Source organism: Leucobacter sp. G161 (assembly GCF_001482305.1).
Lineage (GTDB): Bacteria > Actinomycetota > Actinomycetes > Actinomycetales > Microbacteriaceae > Leucobacter.
In genome coordinates this window covers 73300-93918 of record NZ_LOHP01000043.1, presented here as the reverse complement: position 1 = coordinate 93918, position 20619 = coordinate 73300, and the positions used below count along the sequence as shown (strand labels likewise).

Genomic DNA, 20619 nt, shown 5'->3' with positions numbered 1-20619 from the left:
CGTCGCAAGATAGCGTCAATGGCGGAACCTTGACTGTAATCAGGACGGCTCCTTCTCCCCGCGGCCGCACACGCCCAGGGCGAGGAGGCGCCAGCCTGAATCGCTCACAAGACATGACCTCAGCGAAGTCAGGAGTGATTTGCAGCACAAGAATCATGACCTCGCTGAGGTCATGGCAGGTCGGCGTTTCTGCTAGCTGAGATTGAGGCGGGTCAGCGTTTGTACTCGCTGAGGGTCTGCACCTGCAAAAGGGGAGGGGTGTAGCGCCCTGGCAGGCCCCGCACAGCGCTAACGCACAGGCGGCCCACCCCGTAAAGGGGTGGGCCGCCTGTGGTGAAGCGAGATCAGCGCAAACGAGCAGCGCCGCAGACTAGCCGCGGTACTGGCTGCCCCAGTCGCCCGACTGGCCCGCGGGCGAGATCGCCTGCGGCAGGCCGAGCGGGTTGTCGTCGCGCAGCGCCTCGGGGAGGAACGCTGCGGGAACGTTCTGGAACGCGACCGGGCGCAGGAAGCGCTTGATCGCCGAGGTGCCGACCGAGGTGCTCGCGTCGTTGCTCGTTGCGGGCCACGGGCCGCCGTGCTGCTGCGCGGGGGTGACCGCGACGCCGGTCGACCAGCCGTTGAACAGCACGCGGCCAACCTGCTTGCTGAGCGCCGTGACGAGCGCACGTAGCTCGCCCGCGTTCGCGGTCGTGCCGGTTGCCTCGTCAGCGCCAATGTGGATCGTGCCCGAGAGGTTGCCCTCGTAGAACTCTGGCATGAGCGCTGCGAGGTCGGTGCCCTCGGGGGTCTCGACGAGGATCGTGAGGGGACCGAAGGCCTCCTCGACGAGCGAGGCGTGGCCCGCGCGGAAGTTCTCGAGTGAGACGCTCACGACGGTCGGCGATGCCCAGCCCTGGCCGGCGTCGTCGAAGCGCACGCCGCCGGGGATGACTGCGGTCACGCCGGCAGTACCGAGAATCGCGTCGCGGCGCTCGTTGAAGCTCTGCGCGATGCGGGGGTCAAGCAGGCGGTGCTCGGGGAGCTCGCCGGCAGCAGCAGCAATAGCCTCGGGGAGGGCGGAGCCGGCCGGGACGAAGATGAACCCGGGCTTCGTGCAGAGCTGGCCCGCCGAGCCGGCGACGCTGGTGATGAGGCCCGACGCGATGTCGCTCGCGCGCTCGGCGATGGCGTCTGCGGTGATGAACACCGGGTTCACGGAGCCCAGCTCGCCGTAGAAGGGGATCGGGGTGGGGCGAGCCGCAGCGATGTCGGTGAGCAGGCGGCCGACGCCGATCGAGCCGGTGAACGAGCCCGCCTTGATGCGGGGGTCCTTGAGTACCGAGACGCCAGCCTCGCGACCGTGGATGAGGCTGAACACACCCTCGGGGGCGCCGACCGAGGCGAGGGCTTCGCGCGCGACCTCTGCGGTCGCGTCCGAGAGCTCGGGGTGGCCCGAGTGTGCCTTCACGATGACAGGGCAACCTGCCGCGAGGATCGACGCGGTATCGCCGCCGAGCACGGAGAACGCGAACGGGAAGTTCGACGCGGAGAAGTTGATGACCGGGCCGAGCGGGATGTGCGTGCGACGGATATCGGGGCGCGGGCCGAGCACGAACTCTGGGTCAGCGTAGTCGATGCGCGCGTCGAGGTAGGAGCCGTCCATGATGGTCTCCGAGAACAGGCGCAGCTGCACGGCGGTGCGGGTGACCTCGCCGTTCAGGCGGGCCTCGGTGAGGCCGGTCTCGCGCATGGCGATCTCGACGAGGCGCGGCTTCGCTGCCTCGAGCGCGTCGCCGAGTGCGACGAGCACGCGTGCGCGCTCTGCCGGGGTGAGTGCTGCGTATGCGGGCGCGGCGGCGGCTGCGCCGGCGACCACTGCTTCGAGCTCGGGGGTGAGAGTGCTCTCGGTCATCTATCGTTCCTTTGCGTGGTGGTGGATCGCGGCGCTCGCTTCGCTGCGCGCCAATCAATCGTCATGTGACATTGTACAGGGTTGGGGTGGGAGTGTCCCGGGACAGACCCGGGCGCTGCTCCCGACTACAGCGCGGGTTGCTGCTGCGTGATGCAGTGGATGCCGCCGCCGCGCGCAAACAGCGGGCGGGCGTCGATCGCCACAACCTCGCGGCCCGGGTATGCCTCGCGGAGCACACCGAGTGCACGATCATCCGCTGGGTCATCGAACGCGCAGGCGAGCACGCCGCCGTTCACGACCAGGTGGTTGATGTAGCTGTAATCGACGAAGCCTTCCTCGTCGCGGAGTGTCTCGGGCGCGGGGAGATCCACGATCTCGAACTGGTCCGAATGATCGTCCCTGTAGCGCTCGACGACCTCGCGGTTCGCGCGTGCGATCTCGTGGTCGGGGTGGGAGAGCGCATCCTGCCGGTGCATGAGCAGCATGTCGGGCGTCGTAAATGCGGCGAGGATATCTGAGTGTCCGCGCGTACCGAACGTGTCGTGATCGCGGGTGAGCCCGCGCGGCAGCCAGATCGCGCGGTCGGTACCGATGGTGCGGGCAAGCTCCCGCTCAACCTGCTGCTTCGTCCAGCCCGGGTTGCGGCCCGGATCCAGCTGCACGGTCTCCGTGAGCACGACGCGGCCGGTGCCGTCGACCTGGATCCCGCCGCCCTCGTTCGTCATTTCCGAGTCGACGAGCGTGGCGCCAGCTGCCTCGGCGATGATCCGGCCGATGTGCTCGTCCTTGTCCCACTCGGCCCAATCCTGGCCGCCCCAGCCGTTGAACTTGAAGTTCACCGCGCCCAGGGTGCCATCGTCACCGATCACGAAACTCGGCCCGATGTCGCGCATCCAGGCGTCGTTCAGGGGAGCGACAAGGCGATCGATCTGGCCCGACAAGTATCGGGCTGCGATCGCCTCGTCGCCGGGGTTCACGACCACGGTCACGCTCTCGAACTCGCTCGCGGCGTTGGCGACAGCGGCCCACGTGGTGCGGGCGCTCTCTACCTCTGCCTCGGTATCACCGAGTGTGTAGCCAGCAGTTGGCCACGCAAGCCAGATCCGCTCCTGCGGTTGGCCTTCGATTGGCATACGCCATGTGGTCATTCCTGGTCCCCTCTATGTCCCGAATTAGTCGAAGCGGAGCGCTTCTGCGAGGAGCGCTTCCTGCTCGACTGCGTGTACCTTCGCCGAACCCGTCGACGGAGCCGCGGAAGCCGCACGCGAAACCACACGGATGCGGTCGTTCGCGAGGTGCTTCGCCAGCACGAGCGAGATGAAGGGCCATGCGCCCTGGTTCTCAGGCTCGTCCTGCACCCACACGAGCTCCGCATTCGGGTAGCTCGCGATGATGCGGGTGAGGTCGATGACCGGCATCGGGTAGTACTGCTCGACGCGGACCACCGAGACACGGGGATCCGGCGTCTTCGTGAGGGCACCCTCGAGGTCGTAGTAGACCTTCCCCGAGGTGAGGATCACACGCTGCACGGCGTTCCGGTCGGTGACATGCGGGTCATCGATCACGGGCTGGAAATGCCCGGTCGTGAAGTCCTCGACGCTCGAAGTCGCGCCGCGCAGGCGGAGCATCGACTTGGGCGTGAAGACCACCAGCGGCTTGCGCGGGCGAGCGTACGCCTGGCGGCGGAGCAGATGGAAGTAGTTCGCCGGCGTGGACGGGCGAGTGACAATCATGTTGTCCTCCGCGCACAGCTGCAGGAAGCGCTCAATGCGGCCCGACGAGTGGTCGGGGCCCTGGCCCTCGTAGCCGTGGGGGAGCAGCATCACGAGCGACGCCTGCTGGCCCCACTTCTGCTCGGCGGCGGCGATGTACTCGTCGATCACGGCCTGTGCCGTGTTCACGAAGTCACCGAACTGCGCCTCCCAGAGCACGAGCGCGTCTTCCCGCTGCAGGGAGTAACCGTACTCGAACGCGAGCGCCGCGTACTCGCTGAGCAGCGAATCGTAGATCCAGAAGCGTGCCTGATCCTCGGAGAGGTTCAGCAGTGGCAGCCATTCCTGACCGTTCTCGCGATCGTGGAAGACCGCGTGGCGCTGGGTGAAGGTGCCGCGACGAGCGTCCTGGCCGGCGAAGCGCACCGGAGTGCCCTCCATCAGCAGCGAGCCGAGTGCGAGCAGCTCGCCAAAGCCCCAGTCGATCTCGCCGGAACGGCTCATGTCCTTACGCTTCGCGAGCAGCTGCTGCAGCTTGCGGTGCACAGTGAAGCCCTCAGGGGTGTTCGCGTGCGCGTCACCGATGCGGTGAATGACCTCGGTCGGCACGGCCGTGTCGAGCACCTCGCCAGAGATCTGGCCCGGCTCCTCGCGCTCGGCGATACCCGACTGGTCGATCACGGGGATCGAGCCGGTCTGCGCGGCATGGGTTTCCATGAACGCCTGCTCGAGGCGGCTCTGGAAGTCCTGCTTCGCGGTCTCGTACTGCTCCTGCGTGATGTCACCGCGTCCGACGAGTCCCTCGGAGTACAGACGACGCGTTGAGCGCTTCGCCTCGATGAGGTCAGTCATGAGCGGCTGGGTCATCGACGGGTCGTCGCCCTCATTGTGACCGCGACGGCGGTAGCAGATGAGATCGACGATGACGTCCTTGTGGAACTTCTGGCGGAACTCATATGCGAGCTGCGCCACGCGCACGACCGACTCGGGGTCGTCGCCGTTCACATGGAAGATCGGTGCCTGCACAACCTTGCCGACGTCGGTCGAGTAGATACCCGTGCGCGAGTCGAGCGGCAGCGTCGTGAAGCCGACCTGGTTGTTGATGATGATGTGCACGGTGCCGCCGGTGCGGTAGCCGCGCAGCTGCGACATCTGCAGCGTCTCGTAGACGACACCCTGGCCGGCCATCGCGGCGTCGCCGTGAATGAGGATCGGGAGCGTGGTGAACGAGCCGATCGGCTTGAGATCCTGCTTCGCGCGCACGATGCCCTCGAGGACGCCGTTGACGGTCTCCAGGTGCGACGGGTTCGCTGCGAGGTGGATCGGCACCTGCGTACCGTTCGGAGCGGTGAAGACTCCGGAGGTGCCAAGGTGGTACTTCACGTCGCCCGAGCCTGTCTTCTGCGCGGTTCCCTCGAACTCGCGGAAGATCTGCCCGTAGGTCTTGCCCGCGATGTTCGAGAGCACGTTCAGGCGGCCGCGGTGTGCCATGCCGATGTCGACGGAGTCGACGCCGTCCTCTGCGGCATCGATGAGCATCGCGTCGAGCAACGGGATGACGGACTCGCCGCCCTCCAGGCTGAAGCGCTTCTGACCGACGTACTTCGTCTGCAGGAAGGTCTCAAAGGCCTCGGCCTCGTTGAGCTTCTCCAGGATACGGACCTGCTCCTCGGAGCTCGGCTTCGCGTAGGGCACCTCAAGCTGGTTGCGCAGCCAGATCCGCTCTTCGGGATCCTGGATGTGCATGTACTCAACGCCGATCTTGCGGCAGTACGTGTCGCGGAGCACACCGAGGATGTCGCGGAGCTTCATCGTCGGCTTGCCGCCGATGCCGCCCGTGACGAACTCGCGGTCGAGATCCCAGAACGTCAGCCCGTGGCTTTCGATCTCGAGGTCGGGATGCGTACGCTGCACGTACTCGAGCGGATCGACGTCGGCCATGAGGTGGCCGCGCACGCGGAACGCGTTGATGAGCTCCTGCACGCGGGCAGACTTGCCAATCGCGCCCGAGACGTCAACGTGGATGTCCTGCGCCCACTGGATCGGCTTGTACGGGATACGGAGCGCCGCGAAGACCTCTTCGTAGAAGTTGTGGCCACCAGCGAGGCGCTCGTGGACAGCCTTCAGGAACTCGCCCGAGCCAGCGCCCTGGATCACGCGGTGATCGTAGGTGCTGGTGAGCGTGATTGTCTTCGAGATGCCGAGGTTCGACAGGACTTCCTCGGATGCGCCCTGGAACTCTGCCGGGTACTCGAGCGCGCCAGCGCCGATGATCGAGCCCTGGCCGTTCATGAGGCGCGGCACCGAGTGCACGGTGCCGATGCCGCCGGGGTTCGTGAGCGACAGCGTCGTTCCCTGGAAATCGGTCGCGGTGAGCTTGTTGTCACGCGCACGCTTCACGAGGTCTTCGTACGCGGCCAGGTACTCGTTGAAATCGAGCGTCTCCGCGTACTTGATCGAGGGCACCATGAGCGAGCGGGTACCGTCAGGCTTGGGCAGGTCGATCGCGATACCGAGACCGACGTGCGCCGGAGCAACGACGCCGGGCTTGCCGTCAACCTCGGTGTATGCGACGTTCTGCGCCGGGTGCGCCTTGAGCGCCTGGATGAGCGCCCAACCGATGAGGTGCGTGAACGACACCTTGCCGCCGCGGCTGCGCCGGAGGTGGCTGTTGATCACGATTCGGTTGTCGATGAGGAGCTTCGCCGGGACCGTGCGCACGCTGGTGGCGGTCGGCACGGTGAGGCTCGCGTCCATGTTCTTCGACAGCGTGCGAGCCATGCCCTTGAAGACCGTGAACTGGTCTTGCGCAGTGTCGTCTTCCGCGGCAGCCGCGGTCGTCGAAGGCTTGCGAGGAGCATCGGCCGGGATGGGCGCGGTGCGGGGAGCCACGTTCGTGGTCCGAGCGGGCTGCGTCGCGGCCCCGGTGCTCGGAGCGGCGTGTGCGGCCTGGGCAGCGGGGACCGTCGGCGGCGGTGCCGATGTCGCTGAGGCTGCCGGCGGCGCGGGAGCCGTCTGCGATTGAACTGCGGATTGCGACGCTGCAAATTTCTCGAGAGTCGGCCACCAAGCCGGGTCTACCGAGTTCTTGTCGACGACGTACTGTTTGTACATCTCATCGACGAGCCAAGCATTCGCACCAAAATCTTCTGCGGAACCGTCCTGTGAGGTGGTTTCCGAGCGCTCTGACAAAGCGACTTCCTCTCCCGTGAGTGTTGTTTTCTCGTGCAAGAAGTGCCGCTGTATCCGGCGGCGCGACCCTGGATAACGGTTCGCCATCGCACACTGTATAAGCCTACGCCTTTCCCGCGCCGAAGTCGGCATTCTCGCTGATAAAGTGGAGCAATCATGGAAGCAGACCCCCGAAGACCCGCAGACCCTCCGAGTATTTGCCGCGCATTTGCGCGGTTCTCCTTATGTAATACGGTTCTCGTATGAGCGAGTGGATGCAACTCGGCCTGGGAATTCTCTTAACTTTCGGTACCGGCGTGTTCGTTGCAGCGGAGTTTTCGCTCGTCGCGCTCGACCGACAAGACCTCGAACGCCGGCGTGGCGATGGCGAGCGCGGACTCGACGGCGTGATTCGCGGTCTCTCGCACACCTCGACGCACCTGTCGAGCGCGCAGCTCGGAATCACCCTCACGACGCTGCTCGCCGGATACCTGCTTGAACCGGTCATCAGCGGCGCGATCGCCGGGCCGCTCAGCGCTGTGGGGCTCCCGCCCGAGCTGCTTCGCGTGATCAGCGTGCCGCTCGCGGTGATCGTCGCAACGATCTTCTCGATGATCGTCGGCGAGCTGGTGCCCAAGAACTTCGCGATCTCGAAGCCACTCGCCACTGCGCGGCTCGTGATGCCGCTGCAGGCAGGCTTCACCGCGGTGTTCCGCCCGGCGGTGAAGCTGCTCAACGGCAGCGCAAACGGGATCCTCCGCTGGATCGGCATCGAACCAAAGGAAGAACTGTCGGGGGCGCGCTCGGCTCAGGAGCTCTCCTCGCTCGTACGGCACTCGGCGAGCGCAGGTCTGCTTGAAGCCGACACGGCCACGCTGCTCGACCGCACGCTCCACTTCGCTGAGCTCACCGCGGCCGACGTCATGACCCCGCGACTGCGCATGGAGAGCATCCAACGGCTCGAATCCGCGCAGGCCGTGCTCGAACTCTCCGGACGTACGGGCTTCTCCCGCTTTCCCGTCATCGACGAGGACCGCGACGACGTCGTTGGCGTCGTGCACGTGAAGCAGGCCGTCGCAGTGCCACGCTCCAAGCGGGCCGACGTCCCGGTCGCCGCGCTCGCCGAGGAGTCCCTCCGCGTGCCCGAGACGCTGCGCGTCGACCAGCTCCTCGAGCAGCTGCGCGCCTCCGGCTACCAGCTCGCCATCGTCGTCGACGAGTACGGCGGTACGGCAGGGCTCGTCACACTCGAGGACCTTGTCGAGGAAATCATCGGCGAGGTGTCCGATGAACACGATCGCTCCGCCGCAGGGGTCGTCGGCACCGCCAACGAAATGACGTTCCCGGCAGACCTTCGTCCCGACGAGCTTCGTGAGCAGACCGGGATCGAGATCCCGGAGGCCGACGACTATGACACCGCCGCCGGGTACGTACTGCTCGAGCTCGGCCAGATCCCAGAGCCAGGTGACGAAGTGGTGCTGCCCGACGGCGCAACGCTCAGGGTCGAACGCATGGACGGACGCCGAATCGCTCGGCTGCGTTACTTTGCGGCGCCCGAGCCCGACGGCGACACCGCCGCCGACAACGGAGAGGGGGCACGCTCGTGAGCGACTGGCTTGGAATTGTCTGGCTCGTGCTGCTGCTCGCAGCCAACGCCTTCTTTGTTGCTGCGGAGTTCGCCGTGAGCTCAGCGCGACGCTCGCAGATCGAACCACGCGCCGAAGCGGGGTCGAAGCGCGCGAAGACCGCGCTGTTCGCGATGGAACACGCGACCCTGATGCTCGCGACCTGTCAGCTCGGCATCACCGTGTGCTCGCTCGTGATCCTGAACGTCTCCGAACCCGCGATCCACCACCTGCTCGCCGGACCACTCGAATGGACCGGCATGAGCGTCGAAGTAGCGAGTGTGAGCGCCTTCGCACTCACCCTGCTCATCGTGACCTACCTGCACGTCGTGTTCGGCGAGATGGTGCCGAAGAACGCCGCCTTCACGCTGCCCGATCGTGCCGTGCTGCTGCTCGCGCCGCCGCTCGTCGCGATCTCGCGGCTGCTGCGCCCAATCATCACGGCGCTGAATGCGATCGCGAACGGCGTGCTGCGCATGTTCAAGGTCGAGCCGAAATCAGAGACCACGAGCACCTTCACGCTCGAGGAGGTCGCGAGCATCGTCGACCACTCGCGCCGCGAGGGTGTGCTTGAGGATCGGAGTGGTGCACTCACCGCGGCGTTCGAGTTCACCTCGAAGCGCGCCGGTGACGTGCTCGTGCCCGTTGACCGCCTCGTGGTGCTGCAGCCTGGGGCGACGCCAGCGGATGTCGAAGCCGCCGTCGCGCGACACGGGTTCTCGCGCTATCCGATTGTGGACGCCGCTGGCGGCCTCGTTGGGTACGCGCACATCAAGGACCTGGTGCGCATCAGTGAGCGGTGGATTGACGAGCCGATTCCGCCCAAGCGGGTGCGCGAAATGGTGACCATGCGCGTCGACTCGGAACTCGAGGACGTGCTGTCGCACATGCAGCGGCGCGGGATCCACATGGCACGCATCGTCGACGGGGCAGGGACCGAGCTCGGAGCCGTCTTCCTGGAAGACGTCATCGAGGAACTCGTCGGTGAGATTCAGGATGCGACCCGACGCCAGCGCTACGGGGAGTAACGGCGCTTCGCAGTTGAGGGTGTGGACCTCAGCGACCACGAGCGCCGAACAGACATGTTTTCGGCGAGGTCAGGATGTTTCCGCTGCCGAACGATCCTGACCTCGCTGAGGACATGTCTGCTGAGCGCTCTTCAGGGTTGCCGGAACACCCTCAATTGCGAGTCGGTTGTGCCGGCTTGGCTCGGCGGGTGAGCGGGAGGAGCTAGGCGTCGCGGAGCGCGTCGACCGGGTCGATGCGTGCCGCCTTCACCGCGGGATAGCTGCCAGCGGCGAGGCCGACGAGCGCGCCAACGGCCACACCGAGCGGTGCCGCCCATGGAGCGATCACGGGCGTCCACTGCTGCACGAGACACACCCCGATGAGCGCAAACAGTCCGACCACAACACCCATGAGGCCGCCGAGCACGCCGGTCGCGACGGACTCGATCATGAACTGTCTCGCGATGTCGCGTGTGCGCGCGCCGAGGGCTCTCCGGAGACCGATTTCGCCCCTGCGTTCACTCACCGACATGAGGGTCACGCTGGCGATGCCAATGCCGCCGCCGATGAGCGCAACAATACCGATCGCGAGGAACAGCACGTTGACATCTGCCTCCACGCCCTCGCGGAGCGAGTTTGAGTTCGACGGCGCCGCGACCTTGAACGCGTCTGGGGCGTTCGGGTCGAGCGCGATTGGCGCCTGCCTGGCAACCACCTCGCCGGCCCCGACCGCAATACGGATATCGAGACTGGTGGCAGCGGTCAACCCGAGTTCGCCGCGCGCCGTGCTCACCGGAACGATGACGGAGTCGAGCAGCGTGTTGCGGGTGCCCACCTTATCTAGGATGCCGATGACGGTGTACGCGCGATCCTCGATAAAGATCGCGGGCTGGCCGGTGACGCGGTTCACGCCGAGGCGCTCCGCGGCCTCCTTGCCGAGCACGACGACACGGTCACGCCGTTCGTCGTGTCCGGCGTCGAAGAACCGACCCATGCCGATCGTGCCAGCCACGGTGTCGAGCAGCTCGGGTGAGGCCGCCACGACGGGCGGGGGAGCCTTCGCCGCTGCGGAAGGATCATTGACCTGCACCGTGGTCACGTCCTTGACGCTCTCCACTTTTGCGTAGAGGGCGGAGTGCTCGACGCCAGCAAGAGTGCTCACCCGATCCACCGCGTCCCAGGGCAGCCGAGAGGTTGAGCGTTCCTTGCCGCCAGCAGCCTTCGCCGTGCCGGGCTCGACCGTGACGCGTGTCGCCGCGAGCGCATCGAACTGCTGCGCGATCTGCCCGCCAGCGGTCTGGGCGAAGCCGATCGTCGCGACGAGCGAAGCGATACCGAGGACGGTGCCCGCGAGCGTGATGAGTAGCCGCGACGGGCGCGCCCCGACACCCTCGAGCGACTCTCGGAAGAGATCGCGCCACGACACCGTTGCGGGTGCGACCTTCGGGCCGGAGGGGTCGGCCTTCCGCTTTCGCGTGAAGAACGAGCGGAGCCTGCCAGGCTGCTTGGGGGCGTCGTCAGCAGCTGTCTCGCGTTTTCTGGAGCGTCGCGAGGGCCGCTTCGTATCGGACGTCATTCGAGCACCGTGAGCTCTCCGTCGTTGATCCGCACCCGTCGGCCGGCCGCCTGAGCGACCGCCTCGTCGTGGGTGATCATGACAATCGTGAGGCCGTCGGCAGACAGCTCGCCAAAGAGGCGCATGACCGACTCGGAATTTGCGCGCTCGAGGTTGCCGGTGGGTTCGTCGGCGAGTAGCAGCCGCGGAGACGTGCACACCGCACGGGCGATCGCGACGCGTTGCCGCTCACCTCCCGAGAGCGTGTTCGGTGTGAAGTCAATGCGGTGGGACAAACCGACGCGCTCGAGCGCGCGTCGTGCGAGCGGTTCGCGCTCGTCCCTGCTCAGCCCGGCGTAGGTGCCCGCGAGCATGACGTTCTCGAGCACCGTGCGTGTCGGCATGAGGTGGAAGGACTGGAACACGAAGCCGATGGCGCGGGCGCGCAGCCCCGCACGCTCGTCTTCGCTCAGCCCAGCAACATCGATGCCCTCAAAGAGGAACGTTCCCGTGCTTGGTCGATCGAGGAGTCCGAGCGTGTTGAGCATTGTCGACTTGCCCGAGCCCGACGGTCCGATGATCGCCAGGTAGTCCCCGCGCTCGACCGTGAGGTCGATGCCGCGCAACGCGTTCACCGGGGGTGGCCCGGGAAAAAACCGGGTCACGCTGGTGAGCTCCGCGATGGGCCCCGGATACAGGGGATCGCCGATGTCGGGCCGCTGCGGCGTCGCTGCCTCCGCGAGCGTGGGCTCCTCCTCAGGGTCGCCTGGCGCGCCCTCCGGGGCGGGGCTGTCAGTCACGTCGGGTGCGGGCTGGTCCTCCCGGAAGAGTTCATCGAGGCTGCTCACCTGCCGACCACGACCTTTGCGCCGGCGGTGAGCCGCTCGTCGTCGCTCGTGATCTCTACGAACCCGTCGGCGGCGAGACCAGCCTCGACAACGATGGTCTCGGTCTCCGCATTGTGGCCGTCCCGCACATCGATCAGCAGCTCGACGCGGTCTTCGCCGCCTGAACCCGCGGAGAGTGCGGCGATCGGCACTGCGATGACCTCGCCGTCCGTTGACGCTACTGGGATCCGCAGCCGTACGTTCGCCCCGCGCAGCTCGTCGATCTGCTCGTTCGAGAGATCAACGGGTTCGAGCTCGACGGTGTAGCGGGCCGCACCAGCAGCGTCGCCGCCACCGCCCTCGCCGTTTTCAGAGTTGCCGCCGCCGCTCTTGGGCGCGGTGACCGCCTTCACCTTTGCGGTGAGATCCGCTCCGCCGGGCGATGAGAACTGCGCGACGAGTCCCTCGGAGAGGAGATCTGCATCCTGCTTCGAGACGGTGCCCGTGATCGACAGCGTCGCGCCGGAGACGCTCATCGGGGAGCCAGAGAGCACATCGCCGCGCTTCACCGATACCTCGTCCACACGCCGGGGGAGACCCGACAGGAAGAGCGCTTCGCCGGCGGGCAGGGTCGGCAGCACTGCTGCCTGGGCCTCGCCAAGCGCCTCCTGGGCGTCGTTGACGGCCTCCCATGCGGCGGTTGCCGCGGCCTGCTCGCCTGCGACGCTCGGGGACTTCGCAGCGCGCGCTTCGTCGAGGGTTGCCTGCGCTTGAGCAGCAGATACGTTTGCGTCGCGAACGGCGCGTTCGGCGCTGCGGAGCATCTCCTGAGTTTCCGCGCCGCCCGTCGCCGCGGTGTAACCGAGCTGTTCGTAGAGCGCGCCGAGACCGGCCGCGGTGTCCCAGTCGAAGGTGTCCGTGTTCAAATCGCCAGTGGCGTAGCCCAGCGCCGACAGTGCCTGCTTGAGCTGGGTGACGTCGGGGCCGCGCATGCCAATGCTCAGATTTCGGTACGCGGGAAGCTCTCCCGGCATGACGATGACGGGGCGGCCAGCAACCTCGAGCGCGACGTTGCCCGCGTTGAAGACTGCGCCCACAGCCGGAACCTGGCCAGTCACGACCGCCTTTGATTCACCGCCTGCCGCGTCAATGGTGACCGCAACCGAGTCGGCATAGCCGACCTCGCCACGGAGCACGACGGTGTTCTCGAGCACCTTGTTCTCGACGGGCGCGGTGACCGGGCCCGGCTCAGGGGCTTCGGTGCGGGCCGCGAGCGTTGCGGGCGACACGATGAACTGCATGACGATGATGCCCAGCAGCAGCGATGCCACAGCGACCGCGGCGATGAGGGCGACGAGTCGCCTGCCCGTCCACGGAACGCGCACCTTTTTCGTGGGATCCGCGGCGGACCCGGAGCCCGATGGCGAGTCAAGCTCGTCGTCGGGGGTCTCTGCAACGGTCGTCGGTGTCGTGTCTCCGTCCGATTGCTCGAGGCCCGGCTGTTCGCTCGCGGAGGTATCGGCGCCTGTGCGTCGCCGTCTGAAAGCCACGGGTTACTTGTCCTTTGACTTGGTGGCGTACTTCGCGAGCAACGCGTCGAGATCGGCCTTGTGCTCGTCGACGAACTTCTGCTCGGCGGCGTGGCTAGCCTTGGCCAGCGTTTCGTCGTACTTCACCTTCTGCTTGCACTCGAAGTCGGTGACGGCCAGCTCGATCTCCTGCTTCTTGACCTTGTCGACGTCTTCCTTCTTCGGCTCCTCTGGCATCTCATCCTCGGCGAGCTCCTCGTAGTTGTAGAGAGCGTTCTGCGCCTCGTAGATCGAGTTCTGAGCGTCGTCGCTCGTCTTGAAGTCGGGGTATCCCGCGTCTGCCATGCAGCTGGCCCACTCGGTGTCGAGCTTCTGGACGTCCTCGCTCCCCGACTGGTCCCACACGTTGCTCATTGCCTCGAACAGCTCGGCAAACTCAGGATCGTTCCAAGCGGCTTGACTGCCGCCCTCCTCCTCTGCCACCTGCAGGTAGGCGTTGCCGTAGCATCCCTGCTCGGACGGATCGGGGGAGTAGCCCTCACCCGATTCCTCCATCTCCGCCCACTCTTCCCCGGTGGGCTGGGGCCCGTGCAGCGTCTCGTAGAACGCGTTCCGCTCGGACTCGCTCAGCGCGTCGATGTACTCCTGGTTGACGTTGACGTATTCCTGGCTGGAGGAGGACTCCTCCATGGCTTCTCTACCGGGGAAATCGGTCACGCCGTAGCCGTACTGCTCTGCGAACTCCTTGGTGCCCCACTGGGGCCCCTCCTCGTCCTCACCCGAGCTGAAGCTCATACTCTGCACGTCGGGCTCGTATTCGAAGCCCTCCTTCTGCATGCAGGCGGCAACGGCCTCCTCGACCTTGAGGTTCTGCGCCTCTGCGTCTTCTTCGTTCCACTCCTCGCCCTCTGACAACGCGGCGAGGTACTTGCCCAGCGGGCCTTCCTCCATCTCGGGAGCCTTCTCGGACGACGCCGAGCAGCCGGAAAGGGTGAGCGCAACCGCCGCGGCGATTGCAGTAATGGGAAGGAGCGCTGTGCGAGCTCTGCGGGTCATTGGAGAACCTCTATCAGACGGGGCAGGGGGCCAGTGATGAATTTGAAAGTTAGCACACAAACCAACCGGCTCCGTCTCTTCCGAGGGGTTTACCAGCGAGTCGTAACCATTGTGATGCAACCGCGGTCAAAACGGAGGCTCAACCCGCGTTTTCCGCCTGCCCCTCGTACTTGGCAATCAGAGCGTCGAGGGTGCTCTGGTGCTCGGTGACGAACTCCCGCTCGGTGGCGATACGAAGCCGTTCGAACTCGGCGTCGTAGCCGATGGACTCCCTGCAGGTGAAATCCGCAGTCGCAAGCGCGATCTCCCGCTCGCGCAGGTCAGCGAGTGCGGCGTCGTCGGGTGCTGACGGCTCCTCGTCGGGCGTTTCGGACCCCGCACCCCACAGCGTGTTCAGCTCATCGAAGATGCTCGTGCTCGCGCCCTGCACAGTCGCGAAGTCTCCGAACCCGGCCTCACCCATACAGTCGGCCCACCGCGCCTCGAGCTGCCGAAGCTCCTCGGGCCGTTCATCCTCACCGTACAGGCGATCCCACATGTCTTGCATGGCTACGAACAGATCGGCGAACCCGGGATCCTCGTCCATTTGCCCGATGCTGCCCTCACCCTCGTACACCTCGAGCGCTGCATCCCCGTTGCAACCCGAGGGGCGCCAGGCAGATGCGTCGGAATCGTCGTCCATGGCGGCGATGTCTTCGTCGGTGGGCTCGGGGCCATACAGCGTCTCCCAGTACGCTTGCTGCTCGGACTCGCTCAGCGAGTTGACGTAGGCCTCGTTGGGATCCGGGTCTGTGCTCGCGTCGTCCTCAGCGGATGTGCGTCCGGGGGAATCGACGGCCCCGTAGCCGTACTGCTCTGCGAACTCGCGGGTACCCCACTCGGGCCCGTCTTCGTCGCCCATGGTGAATGAGGCATTTCCGGTGTACGGCACGTATTCGAAGCCCTCTCGCTGCATGCAGGCGGCTGTGAGTTCCTCGATCTCGAGCTGCTGGGCCTCGGCGCGATCCTCATCCCACTCCTGCTCGCCCCAAATGGCCGACAGGTAGTCGTTGAGCGGTGATTCGTCGGCGGACGGTTCCGCTGTGTCGCTCGAGCACCCTGCCAGGGCTACCGCGAGGGCGAGCGTGATAGCTGCTCCGGCGGTCGTGGACAGGGGGCGGATGGGTCGTCGGGACATGGAGCTACCTCGCTCACCTCGTGCGTGCTGGAAAACCGATCTGCAAGAATTTACCACACAGGTGTTGTGCTGAGTTGCTCGTGGTGTCTGCTCTGCGCGAGTTCCCAGGGGGCGCCGCTGGGCCCCTAGGTGGCGAGCAGCCGCGTGAGCTGCGCCCCGACGAGCTCGAACTCGATGAGGAAGGAGTCGTGGCCGTACGGCGACTCAATGCGCGTCGCCTGCCTGCCGTCGAGGCTGCCAGGGGTGTGCTGCGCGATCTCGTCTTGCCCTTCGATCGTGAAGAGCCGGTCGCTTGGAATGCCGAGCACAAGCGTCGGGAGCTCGAGGGTCTGCAGCGCCGCGCGCACGCCACCGCGGCCGCGACCGACGTCGTGCGAGTTCATCGCCTGCACGAGCGTGACGTAACTGTTCGCGTCGAAGCGGCGCGTGAACTTGTTGCCGTGAAAGTCGAGGTAGGACTCGACGGCAAAGCGGCCGCCACCGCCGAGCGGGCTCACGGCCGACTGCCAGGAGCGCCCGAAGCGCTCGTCGAGCTCGGTGTTGCTGCGGTAGTTGAGCAGCGCGAGCCGTCGCGCGGTCGCGAGGCCGTGGTGCGGGCCGATGCCATCGGGGGAGTCGTAGTAGTCGCCACCGTGGTATGCGGGATCCGAGCGGATCGCCTCGAGCTGCACGAGATTCAGCCCGATCTGGTCGGCCGTCGTCACCGGCGGCGCCGCGATGACCGCGAGGCGTGACGTGCGGTCTGGGTTCGTGATGCCCCACTCGAGGGCGTGCATGCCGCCCATCGATCCACCGATGACTGCCGCGAAGCGATCCACTCCGAGCGCGTCAGCGAAACGGGTCGTCGCGGCGACCTGGTCGCGGATCGTCAGGTAGGGGAAGCTCGCGCCCCACTCGCGGTGTTCAGGCGAGAGCGAGCCTGGCCCGGTCGTCCCCTGACACCCGCCCAGAATGTTCGGCGCAATAATGCAGTACTTGTCGGTGTCGAGCGGGCGGCCGGGGCCGACGATCTCGCTCCACCAGCCGTCGGTCGGATGCCCGGGGCCGGCAGCGCCCATGAGATGGCTGTCGCCCGTGAGCGCGTGGAAGACAAGGATCGCGTTGTCGCGCCTGTCATTCAGTTCACCGAACGTCTCGTAGGCGATCCGCACGTGCGGGAGCTCCTCGCCGGCCTCGGTCGTGACCGCGCCAATCGACAGGAACTCGCGGTTCCCAACCGGATCCCCGTCGCGCCAACCGCCCGAGATCGGCGGCCGACCCATGAGCGCGCGCAGCTGCGCGTCAGTGATGAAGTCGGTCGGGAACGAGTCCTCGGGAGTCTGCCAATCCATAACTCCCTATTGTGGCCTGGTTTCGCGCACGGCGTGCGATTGTTACGGACGCCGCACCGTGAACGCCGGGTGCGCGCACAACAGCGCCGCCGAACCGGAAATCCGGGCCGGCGGCGCTGCACACCACACGCAGAAGCTACGCTGCCGCGGCAACGACCTTCCGAGCAGCTGCGAAGCCGACCTCGAGGTCAGCCTTGATGTCGTCGATGTGCTCGAGGCCGATCGAGAGGCGCACGAGGCCGGGGGTGACCCCGCCCGAGAGCTGCTGCTCGGGGGTGAGCTGCGAGTGCGTGGTCGACGCGGGGTGGATCACGAGCGAGCGCACGTCACCGATGTTTGCGACGTGGCTGAACAGTTCGAGGCTGTTCACGAACGCCTTGCCGGCCTCGACGCCGCCCTTGAGCTCGAACGAGAGCACCGCGCCAACGCCCTTCGGGGCGTAGGTGTTTGCTGCAGCGTAGCTCGGATCGGTCGGGAGGCCCGCGTAGTAGACGCTCGCGACGTCAGTGTGCTGGTCGAGCCACTCGGCGACGCTCTGCGCGTTCTGCGTGTGCCGCTCCATGCGCAGCGAGAGCGTCTCGACGCCCTGCAGCAGCTGCCAGGCGCTCTGCGGTGCGATTGCCGAGCCGAGGTCGCGGAGCAACTGCACGCGCGCCTTAATGACGTAGGCGATGCCGTCGCCGACGGCGCCCGTGTAGCTCACGCCGTTGTATGAGGGATCGGGCTCGGTGAGTCCGGGGAACTTATCGACGTGCTCCGACCAGGGGAACGTGCCACCGTCGATGATGACGCCGCCGAGGGTGGTGCCGTGGCCGCCGAGGAACTTCGTGACCGAGTGCACGATGATGTCGGCACCGTGCTCGAACGGACGAATGAGGAACGGGCTCGCGACCGTGTTGTCAATGATGAGCGGCAGGTCGTTCTCGTGTGCGACATCGGCCACCGCGCGAATGTTGAGGATCTTCGTGCGTGGGTTCGCGATGGATTCCGCGAAGAACAGCTTCGTGTTCGGGCGAACGGCGCGCTGCCACGCTGCGGGGTCATCCTGATCCTCAACGAATGTAACCTCGATGCCGAGCTTCGCGAGCGAGTACTTGAACAGGTTGTAGGTGCCGCCGTAGATCGCAGCAGAGGAGACGATGTGGTCGCCCGCGTTCGCGATGTTGAGGACGGCGAACGTCGAAGCCGCCTGGCCGCTCGACAGGAGCAGGGCCGCGGTGCCACCCTCGAGGGCGGCGAGGCGATCCTCTGCGACGCCCTGCGTTGGGTTCGTGATGCGGGTGTAGATAGGGCCGAACTCGGCGAGCGAGAAGCGGTTCGCCGCCTGCTCGGTGCTCTCGAAGACGTACGCGGTGGTCTGATGGATCGGGAGCGCACGCGATCCCGTCGACGGATCAGGCTCCTGGCCAGCGTGGATCTGCTTGGTCTCAAAGCCCCATGCGGTCTTGTCAGTCATTGTGTGCTCCCGGAGGTTCAGTGGTCGATGCTCGGTGTGAGTTCGGTGTGGTGTTGATATGAGCGTATGGAAGTGTGGCCGCTTCGCGCAATCGGGGCCGACACGAACCGTAATGTTGCGCGTTAGGCTCGAAGCGGGCGCGGCCAGCGTGGGCCGCCGGTAGTGCACCGCATGGCGGGCGGAACGAACAGGAGTGACGATGACGAAACGAGTAGTCGTAACGGGAGCGAGCTCAGGGATCGGGGCAGCAACGGTGCGCCGCTTCGCGGAGCTCGGCTGGGAGACCGTTGCGGTCGCCAGGCGTCTCGACAAACTTGAAGCGCTGGCGCAGGAGACTGGCGCGCACGTCATTCAGTGCGACGTCACCGACGAGGCACAGGTCGCGCTCATGGCTGAGGAGGTGCGCGCCACAGGCGGCGCTTCCGGGCTCGTGAACAACGCCGGCGGGGCGCTCGGGGCTGACCCGGTCGAGACCGCGTTGAACGACGACTGGCGGCGGATGTTCGAGGTGAACGTCATCGGGCTGCGCAACGTCACCGCGGCGCTGCTGCCGGTGCTGCGCGAGGCGACCCGGGATGGCGGCGGTGCTTCGGCGCCTGCGGTCGCTGGCGCTGGCGGTCCGACCGGCGTCGACGCCGGGCACGGCTGGGCGTCGATCCTCAACCTCACCTCGACCGCCGGGCTCGCTTCCTACCCGGGAGGCGGCGGCTACAACGCCGCCAAGTACGCCGCGCACGCCGTCACCGAGGTGCTCCGGCTCGAGCTCGCCGGCGAGCCGATCCGCGTCATGGAGCTCGCACCCGGCCTCGTGCACACGGAGGAGTTCACCCTGAACCGGCTGCGCGGCGACGCCGCGGCCGCCGCAGTTCCCTACGCGAACGTCACCCCGCTCACCGCCGAGGATGTCGCGCGCGTGCTCGTCGGGGCATTCGAGCAGCCGCCGCACGTGAACCAAGACCTCATCGTGCTGCGGCCTGTCGCGCAGTCGAGTGTCTTTCACACGCACCGTGGCCCGCTGACGGCGAAGGGCTAGCGTGGGCGCCTGGTCGCTCGCGGAGCTCGTCGCAGACGGTCGCATCGCCCCCGACTGGGGCGAGGCGCTCGCCGCAGCCGACGCGGCCTCTGAGCACCCCGGCGGGCTGGAGGAGGCGCTCGCGGGGCTCGACGAGTTCCTCCCTGCGGAGCGCGCGGCGGGGGAGCAGGTGCTGCCTGATCCGCACCTGATCTTTCGCGCGTTTGCACGGCCGCTCGAGGCCGTGCGTGTACTCATCGTCGGTCAGGATCCGTACCCGACGCCCGGCCACGCCGTCGGCCTGTCGTTCTCGACCGCGGCTGATGTGCGCCCGCTGCCCCGCAGCCTGAAGAATGTCTTCACGGAGCTCGACGCTGACCTCGCTGCTGCCCGGGGCACCGAAGCCGGTGCCGACACCGCCAGCGGCGACGATGCCCTGGAAGCTGAGGACTGGTCTGGCGAGGACTTCTGGGCCGCCCCCGAGCGCACGGGAGACCTCTCCGCGTGGGCCGACGCGGGCGTGCTGCTGCTCAACCGTGTGCTCACGGTGCGCGCCGGCGAGGCCGGGTCCCACCGCGGGCGCGGCTGGGAGACGGTGACTGAACTCGCGATCCGCGCACTCGTTGCCAGGGGTGGGCCGCTCGTAGCGATCCTCTGGGGCAACGACGCTCGCGCGCTCGCGCCGCTGCTCGGCGCCACTCCGCGCATCGAGAGCGTGCACCCGTCACCCCTCTCGGCGTCGCGCGGCTTCTTCGGCTCGCGTCCCTTCAGCCGCGCCAACGAAGCGCTCGCAGTGCAGGGGGCTTCGCCGATCGACTGGCGTGCGTGACGCCGGGCGGGATGACCGACGACGCATGGCGCACAATTTAGACTGAGGCTATGGACCAGAACCAGCGCTGGGAACAGCTCGCCCGCATGAACGAGGCTGCGCCGCCGCCAGCCCTCCGAGTGACCCCGAAGTTTGGGCGAGCTGCACTCGCGGTGTCGGTCGGTGCGATTGTGCTGTTCGTGCTCACCGCCTCGAACGGGTTCCCGACTCGGGCGACGGCAGACATCGCGCGGCAGATCATCATGATCGCGGGCCCTGTGCTCAGCATTTCGCTCGCGGTTACCTCGTTTGTGCGGAAGGAACGCAGAGCCGCAGCGGTGACCGCGATCTGCATCCTCGTGGCCGCACCGCTGCTCGTATTTCTCGTGGTCATTCTCGCCTGGTCCGGGTACGCACGCAGCATGGGCGGCTAGGAGTCGGCCGCTGCGGGCGGGGTGG

Annotated in this window: 15 protein-coding genes; 5 read left to right on the top strand and 10 right to left on the bottom strand. The window is 66.8% G+C overall.

The window, feature by feature from the left end; translation table 11 throughout:
• Window positions 1-370 precede the first annotated feature (370 nt).
• From AUL38_RS03590 to AUL38_RS03580, 3 genes are all read right to left on the bottom strand, one after another.
• A complete protein-coding gene (locus AUL38_RS03590; RefSeq protein ID WP_059059325.1) occupies window positions 371-1894 on the bottom strand; it encodes an aldehyde dehydrogenase (NADP(+)) in 1524 nt (507 codons plus the stop codon).
• 125 nt (window positions 1895-2019) lie between these two features.
• A complete protein-coding gene (locus AUL38_RS03585) occupies window positions 2020-3042 on the bottom strand; it encodes an agmatine/peptidylarginine deiminase (protein ID WP_059059324.1) in 1023 nt (340 codons plus the stop codon).
• Window positions 3043-3066: 24 nt separating this feature from the next.
• Window positions 3067-6798: a multifunctional oxoglutarate decarboxylase/oxoglutarate dehydrogenase thiamine pyrophosphate-binding subunit/dihydrolipoyllysine-residue succinyltransferase subunit gene (locus AUL38_RS03580; protein ID WP_059059323.1), complete on the bottom strand. Its 3732-nt coding sequence runs from the start codon at window positions 6796-6798 to the stop codon at window positions 3067-3069.
• Between the two features lie 242 nt (window positions 6799-7040).
• On the opposite strand from AUL38_RS03580, the gene AUL38_RS03575 reads away from it, so the two are divergent.
• A complete protein-coding gene (locus AUL38_RS03575; protein WP_059059322.1) occupies window positions 7041-8384 on the top strand; it encodes a hemolysin family protein in 1344 nt (447 codons plus the stop codon).
• The gene (locus tag AUL38_RS03570; RefSeq protein WP_059059321.1) at window positions 8381-9430 is read left to right on the top strand and encodes a hemolysin family protein; all 1050 of its coding nucleotides are present in this window, start codon (window positions 8381-8383) and stop codon (window positions 9428-9430) included. The genes AUL38_RS03575 and AUL38_RS03570 overlap by 4 nt, the downstream gene beginning before the upstream one ends.
• A 202-nt stretch (window positions 9431-9632) precedes the next feature.
• On the opposite strand, the gene AUL38_RS03565 is transcribed toward AUL38_RS03570, so the two are convergent.
• The 7 genes from AUL38_RS03565 to AUL38_RS03535 all read right to left on the bottom strand — a co-directional run bounded on the left by AUL38_RS03565 (window position 9633) and on the right by AUL38_RS03535 (window position 18340).
• A complete protein-coding gene (locus AUL38_RS03565; RefSeq protein ID WP_083506552.1) occupies window positions 9633-10985 on the bottom strand; it encodes an ABC transporter permease in 1353 nt (450 codons plus the stop codon).
• Window positions 10982-11662, bottom strand: coding sequence for an ABC transporter ATP-binding protein (locus AUL38_RS03560; RefSeq protein ID WP_083506559.1), 681 nt, complete (start codon window positions 11660-11662; stop codon window positions 10982-10984). Before AUL38_RS03560 ends, AUL38_RS03565 begins: the two co-directional genes overlap by 4 nt.
• Before the next feature lie 146 nt (window positions 11663-11808).
• Window positions 11809-13341, bottom strand: coding sequence for a peptidoglycan-binding protein (locus AUL38_RS03555; RefSeq protein WP_235590588.1), 1533 nt, complete (start codon window positions 13339-13341; stop codon window positions 11809-11811).
• Between the two features lie 3 nt (window positions 13342-13344).
• Entirely contained in the window at window positions 13345-14376 is a 1032-nt protein-coding gene (locus AUL38_RS03550; protein WP_059059320.1) for a hypothetical protein, read from the bottom strand.
• 139 nt (window positions 14377-14515) lie between these two features.
• Window positions 14516-15553, bottom strand: coding sequence for a hypothetical protein (locus AUL38_RS03545; RefSeq protein ID WP_059059319.1), 1038 nt, complete (start codon window positions 15551-15553; stop codon window positions 14516-14518).
• A gap of 125 nt (window positions 15554-15678) precedes the next feature.
• Window positions 15679-16884 carry a homoserine O-acetyltransferase gene (locus AUL38_RS03540; protein WP_059059318.1) on the bottom strand — a complete coding sequence of 402 codons (1206 nt, stop codon included), beginning with the start codon at window positions 16882-16884 and terminating at the stop codon, window positions 15679-15681.
• Between the two features lie 136 nt (window positions 16885-17020).
• A complete protein-coding gene (locus AUL38_RS03535) occupies window positions 17021-18340 on the bottom strand; it encodes a bifunctional o-acetylhomoserine/o-acetylserine sulfhydrylase (protein WP_059059317.1) in 1320 nt (439 codons plus the stop codon).
• Window positions 18341-18539: 199 nt separating this feature from the next.
• Between AUL38_RS03535 and AUL38_RS03530 the strand changes: the two genes are divergently transcribed.
• The 3 genes from AUL38_RS03530 to AUL38_RS03520 are packed head-to-tail and all read left to right on the top strand — an operon-like array spanning window position 18540 to window position 20594.
• Window positions 18540-19373, top strand: coding sequence for an SDR family oxidoreductase (locus AUL38_RS03530; protein WP_059059316.1), 834 nt, complete (start codon window positions 18540-18542; stop codon window positions 19371-19373).
• 1 nt (window position 19374) lies between these two features.
• Window positions 19375-20181: a uracil-DNA glycosylase gene (locus tag AUL38_RS03525; protein ID WP_059059315.1), complete on the top strand. Its 807-nt coding sequence runs from the start codon at window positions 19375-19377 to the stop codon at window positions 20179-20181.
• 50 nt (window positions 20182-20231) lie between these two features.
• Window positions 20232-20594 carry a hypothetical protein gene (locus AUL38_RS03520; RefSeq protein WP_059059314.1) on the top strand — a complete coding sequence of 121 codons (363 nt, stop codon included), beginning with the start codon at window positions 20232-20234 and terminating at the stop codon, window positions 20592-20594.
• Window positions 20595-20619: the final 25 nt, after the last annotated feature.